The organism is Pigmentiphaga sp. MLSB6-MA01 (genome assembly GCF_058793475.1).
In genome coordinates, this window is record NZ_JBXAFV010000002.1 from 65,756 (window position 1) to 75,775 (window position 10,020).

13 protein-coding genes are annotated in these 10,020 nt (G+C 65.1%); 2 read left to right on the forward strand and 11 right to left on the reverse strand.

Annotation, left to right across the window (positions count from 1 at the left end; genetic code table 11):
- Position 1 precedes the first annotated feature (1 nt).
- The 10 genes from AC1Q6E_RS03585 to AC1Q6E_RS03630 all read right to left on the reverse strand — a co-directional run bounded on the left by AC1Q6E_RS03585 (position 2) and on the right by AC1Q6E_RS03630 (position 7,489).
- The gene (locus AC1Q6E_RS03585; protein ID WP_152795270.1) at positions 2-316 is read right to left on the reverse strand and encodes a Dabb family protein; all 315 of its coding nucleotides are present in this window, start codon (positions 314-316) and stop codon (positions 2-4) included.
- A 40-nt stretch (positions 317-356) separates the two neighbouring features.
- Positions 357-743: a DoxX family protein gene (locus AC1Q6E_RS03590; RefSeq protein WP_296559942.1), complete on the reverse strand. Its 387-nt coding sequence runs from the start codon at positions 741-743 to the stop codon at positions 357-359.
- 164 nt (positions 744-907) lie between these two features.
- Positions 908-1,915 (reverse strand): inorganic phosphate transporter, encoded by a 1,008-nt coding sequence (locus tag AC1Q6E_RS03595; RefSeq protein ID WP_152795267.1) that lies wholly within the window; start codon positions 1,913-1,915, stop codon positions 908-910.
- 13 nt (positions 1,916-1,928) lie between these two features.
- A complete protein-coding gene (locus AC1Q6E_RS03600; RefSeq protein ID WP_296559941.1) occupies positions 1,929-2,555 on the reverse strand; it encodes a DUF47 domain-containing protein in 627 nt (208 codons plus the stop codon).
- Between the two features lie 411 nt (positions 2,556-2,966).
- Positions 2,967-4,358 carry a replicative DNA helicase gene (locus AC1Q6E_RS03605; RefSeq protein WP_152795263.1) on the reverse strand — a complete coding sequence of 464 codons (1,392 nt, stop codon included), beginning with the start codon at positions 4,356-4,358 and terminating at the stop codon, positions 2,967-2,969.
- A 357-nt stretch (positions 4,359-4,715) separates the two neighbouring features.
- Positions 4,716-5,171: a 50S ribosomal protein L9 gene (gene rplI / locus AC1Q6E_RS03610; RefSeq protein WP_152795260.1), complete on the reverse strand. Its 456-nt coding sequence runs from the start codon at positions 5,169-5,171 to the stop codon at positions 4,716-4,718.
- A gap of 18 nt (positions 5,172-5,189) precedes the next feature.
- Entirely contained in the window at positions 5,190-5,462 is a 273-nt protein-coding gene (gene rpsR / locus AC1Q6E_RS03615; protein WP_087780204.1) for a 30S ribosomal protein S18, read from the reverse strand.
- Positions 5,463-5,490: 28 nt separating this feature from the next.
- Complete coding sequence (priB, locus tag AC1Q6E_RS03620; protein WP_152795258.1) at positions 5,491-5,823, reverse strand: primosomal replication protein N; 333 nt, start codon at positions 5,821-5,823, stop codon at positions 5,491-5,493.
- A 94-nt stretch (positions 5,824-5,917) separates the two neighbouring features.
- Positions 5,918-6,289, reverse strand: a complete 372-nt coding sequence (gene rpsF, locus AC1Q6E_RS03625; RefSeq protein ID WP_152795256.1) for a 30S ribosomal protein S6 — start codon at positions 6,287-6,289, stop codon at positions 5,918-5,920.
- A 222-nt stretch (positions 6,290-6,511) separates the two neighbouring features.
- The gene (locus AC1Q6E_RS03630; protein ID WP_296559936.1) at positions 6,512-7,489 is read right to left on the reverse strand and encodes an asparaginase; all 978 of its coding nucleotides are present in this window, start codon (positions 7,487-7,489) and stop codon (positions 6,512-6,514) included.
- Positions 7,490-7,662: 173 nt separating this feature from the next.
- Between AC1Q6E_RS03630 and lexA the strand changes: the two genes are divergently transcribed.
- Both lexA and AC1Q6E_RS03640 read left to right on the forward strand, forming a co-directional pair.
- Positions 7,663-8,313 carry a transcriptional repressor LexA gene (gene lexA, locus AC1Q6E_RS03635; RefSeq protein WP_296559934.1) on the forward strand — a complete coding sequence of 217 codons (651 nt, stop codon included), beginning with the start codon at positions 7,663-7,665 and terminating at the stop codon, positions 8,311-8,313.
- Between the two features lie 21 nt (positions 8,314-8,334).
- A complete protein-coding gene (locus AC1Q6E_RS03640) occupies positions 8,335-9,195 on the forward strand; it encodes a hypothetical protein (protein WP_152795250.1) in 861 nt (286 codons plus the stop codon).
- A gap of 22 nt (positions 9,196-9,217) precedes the next feature.
- On the opposite strand, the gene rlmB is transcribed toward AC1Q6E_RS03640, so the two are convergent.
- Positions 9,218-9,952 (reverse strand): 23S rRNA (guanosine(2251)-2'-O)-methyltransferase RlmB, encoded by a 735-nt coding sequence (rlmB, locus tag AC1Q6E_RS03645; protein ID WP_296559932.1) that lies wholly within the window; start codon positions 9,950-9,952, stop codon positions 9,218-9,220.
- Positions 9,953-10,020 lie beyond the last annotated feature (68 nt).

The following is a 10,020-nucleotide window of genomic DNA, read 5'->3' on the forward strand; positions in this document are numbered from 1 at the left end:
CCTACCTTGCCGCCGGCAGATCGTAGTCCAGGCAGGCCCTTTCTGCGCGTACGGCGCCCATGAAAGGCTTGATCGCCACATGCCGCGGGTGCGCCTGATAGGCGTCCAGCGCCTCGCGGCTGGCGAACAACGAGTTCAGGATGACGTCGTGCGTGGCCTCGTGGCCATCGGCGGCCAGCCCCACCTCGAACTCCAGGATGCCCGGCACGCAATCGCGGCAGCTTTCGAGCAATTGCCGGACCTTCTGCATATTGGTCCGGCGGTCGGCGCCTTCGGCTTCGTCCTTGAGCGTCCACATGACGATATGGCGGATCATGGCGGGGTCTGTCCTCTTGCTAGGGGTCTTGAACGGAAAATCACCTGCGCGCGACGCGCTGGCCCAGGATGGCGGCCACGATCAGGCCGCCGATCACCGTGACGTGCTCGAGCACGACCATCATTTCATGGAATGCGGTCTCGCCCTCGAATTTCCAGAACGGATGCGCGACCGGGATGGTCAGGACGGTAAACACCGCCAACGCGCCGGCGCCCAGCCATGCGGCGCGGTTGAAGATGATCAGCAGCGAGCCGCCCAGTTGGACGATGATGGTCAGGATATTGAACAGCCAGGCCGGTTCGAGCCCGAAATGGCTCATCTCGGCCATCCCGCCCTGGAAATCGAACAGCTTGACCAGGCCGCTGGTCCAGAACATGAACGTCAGGAGAATGCGGCCGAACAGCAGCAGCGCGCGCGATTCAAGCAAGGATTGTATCGGTGCAGGTGTCATGATGGCGATTCCGGGAAAGAGGGATCATGCCGACGCCCCGGGCGCTCCCCCCCTCCCCGCGCGGCGGCTCCTGGCGGCCTTTGCCTGCCGCCATGGCGCGCCATCATACTGGAAACATGTCGAAACGCGGGGCTTCAGCGTCAGAACAGGGTCTTGCCCACCCACCAGGCGCCCGCCGCCACCAGCGCCGATGCCGGAATGGTCAAGATCCAGGCCCAGACGATGTTGCCCGCCAGGCCCCAGCGCACGGCATTGAACTTGCGGCTGGAGCCGACGCCGACGATGGCGCCGGTGATCGTATGGGTGGTCGACACCGGAATGCCCAGGATGGCCGCCAGGAACAGCGTCATCGCGCCGCCGGTTTCGGCGCAGAAGCCGCCCACGGGCTTGAGCTTGGTGATGCGCTGCCCCATGGTCTTGACGATGCGCCAGCCGCCGAACATGGTGCCCATCGCGATCGCCACGTAGCAACTGATGACCACCCAGGCCGGCACGTGATCCTTGGCCCCCGGGACGTTGGCCGCGATCAGCAGCAGCCAGATGATGCCGATGGTCTTCTGCGCGTCGTTGCCGCCGTGGCCCAGGCTGTACAGCCCCGCCGAGACCAGTTGCAGGCGGCGGAACCAGCCGTCTACCCGCAGCGGACGCGTTCGGCGGAACAGCCAGGACACCAGCAGCATCAGCAGGCCGCCCAGCACGAAGCCCAGGACCGGCGACACCACGATGAAGGCGACGATGTAGAGGATTTCCCGGATCATCAGCACGCTGGGGCCCGAGCTGGCCAGGCCGGCGCCGACGATGCCGCCGATCAGCGCGTGCGACGACGAGGACGGGATGCCGAAGAACCAGGTGATGACGTTCCACGCGATGGCGCCCACCAGCGCGCCGAAGACGACGTAGTGGTCCACCACGCTCGGATCGATGATGCCCTTGCCGACGGTGGCCGCCACCTTCAGGTGGAAGACGAAAAGCGCGGCGAAATTAAAAAACGCGGCGAAAGCGACCGCGTGATGAGGCTTGAGCACCCCCGTGGAGACCACGGTGGCGATGGAGTTTGCGGCGTCGTGGAACCCATTCATGAAATCGAAAATGAGTGCCAGGACGACCAGGAAGGCAAGCGTGGCGAAGCTGATCTGAAGCGTATCCATGAAATCCTTCCGACTAGGCGTTTTCCAGGACGATGCCTTCGATCAGGTTCGCGACGTCCTCGCACTTGTCGGTGATTTCTTCCAGCAGTTCGTAGATCGCTTTCATCTTGATCAGTTGGCGGGTGTCAGCTTCGTCGCGGAACAGCCGGCCCATGCCGCGGCGCATGACCCGGTCCGCATCCGACTCCAGCCGGTCGATTTCTTCGCAGATCTTCATGATGCTGGCCGTGTCGTTCAGGTTGTGCAGCAGGCTCACCACCATGTGCAGCCGGTCGCAGCACTGGACCCCGATGTCGGCCAGCGCCCGGGCGTCCGGCGTGACCGCGCGGATGTCATAGAGGTTGATGCACTGGGCGGCGTCCTCCATCAAGTCCAGGATGTCGTCCATGGTCGTGATGAGGTTGTGGATCTGGTCGCGATCCAGCGGCGTGATGAAGGTCTTGTGCAGCAGATCGACCGTGTCGTGGGTGACCTTGTCGGCCTTTTTCTCCAGCGTCTCGATGTTCTTGACCCGCTCCTCGGCCTGGCTCAGGTCGGCCATCAGGGCCGCCAGCTCCCGGCTGCCCTGGCGCGACAGGTCGGCATGCGCCTTGAACAGATCGAAAAAGCGGCCCTCTTTGGGCATCAAGCGTCCAAACATCACGTCCTCGCAGTACGTCACATGACATTTACATGACGTGTTAAAAACCGCGCGAAGTGTAGCACCCCCCTACGCCCTTCGGGCGCCCCCCAGGGGGCGATGCGGGTGGACCGGCGGAGCCGGATCCACCGCATCCTGGGGTACCAATGGGCTGGTGATGGGCGGCGATATTGACTGGCGATTTCTTGAAAATCTAGAGCTGACGCGGCTTGGCGGGGAATGGATCCATTGCCGAGGCCCCCGCAAGGTCAAAGCGGAAGGCGAAAAAAAACGCCCAACGGCGCAAAGAAAAAAAATCCCCCCGTAACCCCCCCCCCACAACAGCCGATGAGTTTCCCGGGCACCGTGGATCCGGCTCCGCCGGTCCACGAGTGCCGCCCCCTGGGGGCGGCCGAAGGGCGTACGGGGGGCCTAATAATCAGAGTCGACGAATGCGTTGCCCGAGAAATTCTGGAACTTGGTATACATGCCCTGCCAGGTCAACCTGACGGTGCCGATCGGACCGTTACGCTGCTTGCCGATGATGATTTCAGCCGTGCCCTTGTCGGGGGTGTCGGGGTTGTAGACCTCATCGCGGTACAGGAAGATGATCACGTCCGCGTCCTGCTCGATGGCGCCGGATTCCCGCAGATCGCTCATCACGGGGCGCTTGTTGGGACGTTGTTCCAGGCCGCGATTGAGCTGGGAAAGTGCGATCAGCGGGCAGTTCAGTTCCTTGGCCAGGCCTTTCATGGATCGGCTGATTTCCGACAGCTCCGACGCCCGGTTCTCGTTGCCCCCGCCGCCATTGCCCGACATCAGTTGCAGGTAGTCGATGATGATCAGCCCCAACTGGCCGCATTGCCGCGCCAGGCGGCGGGCGCGCGAACGCAGCTCCATCGGGCTGAGCGCCGGCGTCTCGTCGATGTAGAGCTGGGTGTCCTGCATTTTCTGGATGGCGTGGGTCAGCTTGGGCCAGTCCTCGTCCAGCAACTTGCCCGTACGCAGGCGCTGCTGGTCGAGGCGGCCGACCGAGCCCAGCACACGCATGGCCAACTGCGAGGCGCCCATTTCCATGGAGAATATCGCCACCGGCAGGCCCTCTTCCACCGCCACGTGCTCGCCGATGTTGACCGAGAAGGCGGTCTTGCCCATGGAGGGGCGGCCGGCTACCACGACCATGTCGCCCGGCTGCAGCCCCGAGGTCATCTTGTCCAGGTCGGAGAACCCCGTCGGCACGCCCGTTACGTCCGACGTGCTGTCGCGGTGATAAAGCTCGTCGATGCGCTCGACCACCTGGGTCAGCAGCGGTTGCAGCGACAGGAAGCCGGCGCTTCCCCGCGCGCCCTCTTCCGCGATCTTGAAGATCTTGGACTCCGCCTCGTCCAGCAGTTGCCGCGTGTCCTTGCCCTGGGGGCTGAAGGCGGCGGCCGAGATTTCGTCGGATACGGTGACCAGCCGGCGCAGCACCGCCCGGTCGCGCACGATTTCCGCGTAGCGCCGGATGTTGGCGGCCGAAGGCGTGTTCTGCGCCAGCGAGTTCAGGTAGGCCAGCCCGCCCGCCTCCTCCGCCTTGCCCGCGGTCTGGAGCGATTCGTGGGTGGTCACGACGTCGGCGGGACGCGCCAGCCCGATCAGCTTGGCCATCTGCTGCCAGATCAGCCGATGATCGTAACGATAGAAATCGTCTTCCTTGATAAGGTCCGCGACACGGTCCCAGGCAGCGTTGTCCAGCAAGAGGCCGCCCAGCACCGACTGTTCCGCCTCCACCGAGTGGGGCGGGATGCGCAGGGACTCGAGTTGGGGATCGACGGGCGAATTCATAGAGCGGGAAACCTGGTGTTCAAGCACGACCGGCGGGAATGCCGGCCCTCGACAGTTTAGCCCGGCTGGGCGGAAGAGGAATCCGTTCGCGCAGGCCTGGGCAGCCCCTGACAAAATGCCCTCATGGGGGACGTTTTTCATCTTGGGGCGGATCGGCGATGAAAAAAGCCCCACGCTTGCCGCTGTGCGGCGGCGCTGCCCCCACAGGGGGACGCTTTTCATCCTGGAGCGGCCCGGCGATGAAAAAAGAACCCTCCATTCTGTGAAGAAATGGAGGGTTCCTGTGCCGGCCCTTCTGGGAAGGAGGCGCCGGCGGTGGATGTCCGGCCGGCTCGACGACGAGCGGCCGGAAAGGCGTCAGGCCGTTTCGCCGACCACCACCACCGTGATGTTGGCCACGACGTCGGTGTGCAGGCCGACTTCCAACGGGAATTCGCCGATGGTCTTGAGCGGGCCGTTGGGCAGGCGGACCATGCCCTTCTCGACCGACTCGAAGCCCGCCTGCTTCAGCGCAGTGGCGACGTCGAAGTTGGTGACCGAACCGAACAGACGGCCGTCCACACCCGCCTTCTGGCTGACGGACACCGAGTAGCCTTCCAGGCGCTGGGCCACGGATTGCGCGGCGGCCAGCTTGTCGGCCTGGACCTTTTCGAGTTCGGCGCGGCGCGCCTCGAACTCTTTCAGCGCGGCGTCGGTGGCCCGCTTGGCCATCTTCTGGGGAATCAGGAAGTTACGGGCATAGCCGTTCTTCACGCGGACGACGTCACCCAGGTTACCGAGGTTGACGACTTTTTCGAGCAAGATGATTTGCATGATGGTCTCTCCCGGCAATCAATTGTGGTTGTCGGTGTAGGCCAAGAGCGCCAGGAAGCGGGCGCGCTTGATAGCCGTGTCGAGCTGGCGCTGGTAGTGCGCCTTGGTGCCGGTCAGGCGGGCAGGAATGATCTTGCCGTTTTCCTGGATGAAGTCACGGAGGACTTCGATGTCCTTGTAATCGATCTGGTCGACGCCGGCTGCCGTGAAGCGGCAGAACTTGCGGCGCTTGAACAGAGGATTCTGTTGACCGAACTTCTTCTTTTCCTTGCGTTTGCCGAATGCGGCCATGATGTACCTCTTGGGTATTCAATCCGTTTCACACCTGGGGCTGTCCGGTCGGCCCGCTTTCGTCGCCCTCCCGGGCGATGGCGGCCTGCTGGATATGCAGCCTCAGTCTGCTTGAACCTTTCCGGGTCGGTGCCAGGAACCCTTCGATCCGGATCGACCGGCCCAGCGCTTCGCGCTCGAGCCTGCCGGCCAGATCGCCGACGACAACTGCGTTGACGAGCATCTCGACCCGGCGGGTTCTCCCGCCTTCGATCAACTCGGATTCATGGGCAAGCGCCAGTTCCAGCACCGGAATCCCGGCCGGGGTATACCTGAGCGGCTTGCACTCGACCACCTGGGCGGTCAGATGAACCTTGTTCAACGCCGTGTCGTCCGGGGCGTCGCCAGGATCCCGTTCTTGCGGGCCTGCGATGCGGGCGGTCGGCAACGACCTGTCATGCCAGTCCAGCCGGGGCTCAGGCCTCGGCCGGGGCGGCTTCAGTGGACACCTTGCGGGCCTCCTCGCGCTCGACGATCTTCATCATCGGCGACGGGGCGGTCTCGGCCTTCTTCATCTTGACGACGAGATGGCGCAGCACGGCATCGTTATAGCGGAAAGCGTGTTCGAGTTCATCCAGCGTGGGTTGGCCGCACTCGATGTTCATGCACACGTAGTGAGCCTTGACGAGCTTCTGGATCGGGTACGCCAGTTGACGGCGGCCCCAGTCTTCCAGGCGGTGTATCGTGCCGCTCTGGCTGGTGATCAGCGACTTGTAACGGTCGACCATGGCCGGAACCTGCTCGCTCTGGTCCGGGTGAACGATGAAAACTACTTCATAGTGACGCATCGAAGCTCCTTATGGATGGTCCCGCAGGCTCCCGGATGGGTGCCCCTGTAGGCGCAAGTCCGCTCAAGCGTCTAGAGTCGGACAAGGGATCAATCTGGCGAAAAAATAGCTTTCGCCAAAAATCAAGCCTTCTATTATCGCTCGCGCAAAGGCAAAAAGCAATCGAAACCCCATGGGCGATGCCCGGCCGGCGCTCCTGGCGCAACACCAGCCCCGGGGATGTCAATACGTGTCGAACACGTCCTGGACGCCGCCCATGCCGGCCCCCAGCGCCAGCATCAGCAATACGCGCGCCTTCCAGGGCGACAGCGTGCCGGCGCCTGGCATTCCGCCCGAGGCCGCGACACAGCCGCTGCCCGTGCGGGTGGCGCGGACCACCACGACGCCGTCCCGGACCAGTTCGTCGAGCGCCTCCTGCGCATCGGCGCTGGCCGAGCCGTTGCCGGTCCCGGCCCAGACCAGGCCCTTCGCGCCCGTGGCTCCCACGGCCCGGATCAACGCCGCCGAACCGCCGGCATAACCAGCCAGCACCTCGACCGGCGCCAGTGGCGTGGAGGCCGTGAACGGCGTGGCGCGGGTATGTCCATGTCCAGGCCATCCCATCCACGCGACCCGGCCGTCCTGGACCCACCCCATGGCGCCCGCGTTGGGCGATGCAAAGGCATCGGGCCGGTTGGCGTTGGTCTTGGCCGCGTCGCGCGCGCCCAGGACCTGGTGATTCAGCACGACCAGCACGCCGCGCCCAGCGGCCTGCGGATGGGCCGCCACCGTCACCGCGTCCAGCAGGTTCAGCGGACCGTCGGGAGACAGCGCGGTCGCCGGGCGCATCGCCCCCACCAGGACCACCGGCTTGTCGGTCTTGAGCACCAGATGAAGGTAGTAGGCGGTTTCTTCGAGCGTATCCGTGCCATGGGTCACGACCACCCCATCGCACCCGCCGGCATCGAGCAGGGCCTGGACCCGCGCGGCCAGCGACTGCCAGAAGGCGGGCGTGGCGTTCTTGCTGTCGATGGCGGCGAACTGCTCGGCCTGGATCCCGGCCACCTCGTCCAGGCCTGGCACGCGGGCGCACAGCTCGTCCACGTCCAGCGCGCCGGCGGCGTAGGCCATCGTGGCCTGGGGACGGACGCCGGCTCCGGCGATGGTGCCGCCGGTGGCGACGATGCAGAGGCGCGGCAAGGACATGGCGGGCTTGGACATGAGGGCGAGAGCCCGATGATACCCGCGGCCGGATTGGCGTTCCCGCGACAATTGCGTTTTCCGCTTGCGCCGGGCGTCGATACTGTATAAAAATACAGTTACTGGATAAAACCACAGAAGCCCGATACGCGCCCCCGCCACCCGGTTGCAGGCGCCCCGCCACGGAGCCCGACATGCCCAAGCTGACCGCACGCCAACAAGAGATCCTGGATCTCATTCGCCAGGCCATCGTCAAAACCGGCTTTCCGCCCACCCGCGCCGAAATCGCCCGGGCGCTGGGCTTTCGCTCGCCCAACGCGGCCGAGGAACACCTGAAGGCGCTGGCGCGCAAGGGCGTGCTCGAGTTGTCCGCGGGCACGTCCCGCGGGATACGCCTGAAAGATCCCGTCATGGCCGAACCGCCGCTCCAGCTCACGCATCCCGCGCTGGCGCAACTGGTCCTGCCGCTGGTGGGCCGGGTCGCCGCCGGCAGCCCCATCCTGGCCACCGAGCATATCGACAAGGAAATCGGTGTCGACCAGGCATTGTTCTCGCAGCGGCCCGACTACCTGCTCAAGGTGCGCGGCAACAGCATGCGCGACGCCGGCATCCTCGACGGCGACCTGCTCGCCGTCAAGAAAGCCAACCAGGCCCGGGACGGGCAAATCATCGTGGCCCGCCTGGGCGACGACGTCACCGTCAAGGAACTGCGCTACACCGAAACCGGCCTGAGCCTGCTGCCGGCCAACCCCGACTTCCAACCCATCGAAGTCGATCGCGAGCGCGACGATTTCGCGCTCGAGGGCATCGCGGTCGGCCTGATCCGGGCCGGCCTGGTGCATTGAAGACCTAGACGGACGACCATCATGAAACACAGCACGCCCAGCTCCAGTCTTTCCAGCGGATTTCCCGCGCTCGACGCCGCCCTGCCCCTGGCCGGATGGCCCGTCGGCGCATTGACGGAAATCCTGGTCCCGCGCGTCGGGCATGGCGAATTGAACCTGCTCGGCCCACTGCTTAGCCGGCTTACCAAGGCCGGCCGCACCGTGGCCCTGCTGGTACCGCCCTACCTGTCCTACGCCCCGGCACTGATCCAGCACGACGTCGCGCTGGAGTGCGTCAAGCTCGTTCGTACCGACCATCCCCTGGATGGCCTGGAACAATTGGAAACCGCCGTCCGGGCAGGCGAATTCGCCGCGTTCGTCGCCATCCTGCCCTCCGACCAGGCCGCCGCGCAATCCGAAAGCACGGTCCGCCGGCTGTACATGGCCGCGAAGCTGTCGGCATGCCCCGCCTTCCTGTTCCACACCTGCAGCACGCCCGCCACGACCTCGGCTTCCCAGTTGCGGCTGCTGGCGGACATGAGCCAGCCCGGCCAGATCCGGCTCCAGCGCATCGCGCCCACGGTCGAAAACAGCGAAGGCGCGGTCACGCTGGATATCAGCCAGCATGCGGCACGCGCGGGATTCAAGCGAATGGCGGGGTTGGCGGTGTCGGCGTCGAATACGCGGGCCACCGAAGATGCGGGCTTGCCTGACACCGAGGCCGAGAACACCTCCACCCCGCGGCCGGCCGCGCCCCGCGTGGGGCATCATGCTCCGCACACCAAGCCGGCCCCTTCAAGTCGCAGCCCCTGGCCCTTCAAGCAGCGTCGCGGTGCCGGCAGTAGCCGTAGCGGCTATCCGGCGGCCCTGGCCTTGTTGTTTTCCCGAGGCTGGAACGCCTGAGTCTCTGCCGACGGGGTAGCGCTCAACCGCGCTGCCTTACCGTTTCATACAGGCATACGGCGGAAGCCACACTGACATTCAGGCTTTCGACCGACCCCTTCATGGGAATGCGGACCAACTGGTCGCAAGTTTCACGCGTCAGGCGACGCATGCCCTCGCCTTCCGCTCCCATGACCCAGGCAATCGACTGCCGGGCATCCACGTCGTGCATGGTTTCGGTGGCTTCGTCATCGGTGCCGACCACCCAGACGCCACGCTCTTTCAGCGTGCGCAGGGTCCGTGCCAGATTGGTCACGGTCAGGTAGGGAACGGTATCGGCGGCACCGCAGGCCACGCGTTGAACCGTCGTGTTCAGGCCCACCGCACGGTCGCGGGGTGCGATCACGGCATGCACGCCAGCTCCATCCGCGGTTCTCAGGCAGGCGCCCAGGTTGTGAGGATCCGTGACGCCGTCCAGCACCAACAGGAAGGCCGGTCCTTCTGCGTCGTCCAGCACTTCGTCGACGTCCATCGCCAATTCCAGCGACTCCGCCAGCGCGACCACACCCTGGTGGCGTTGGCCCTTGGCCAGTCCGTCCAGCCGAGTCTGCGCCACGGGGTGCACCTTGCACCCGGCGGCCTGGGCCTGTTCGATCAGCGTCAGCATGCGTCGATCGCGGCGCGCTTCCTCGACGTAGATATCCTTGATCGACGCCGACGCATGGCGCAACCGTGCCGCCACCGCATGGAATCCGACCAAAACCTGGCTTGCTGCCATCTGTTCACCCCAACATAGATGCATGCCGCAAATCGGCAAAAACGACGCGGCGCTGCCCCAGGCAGCGC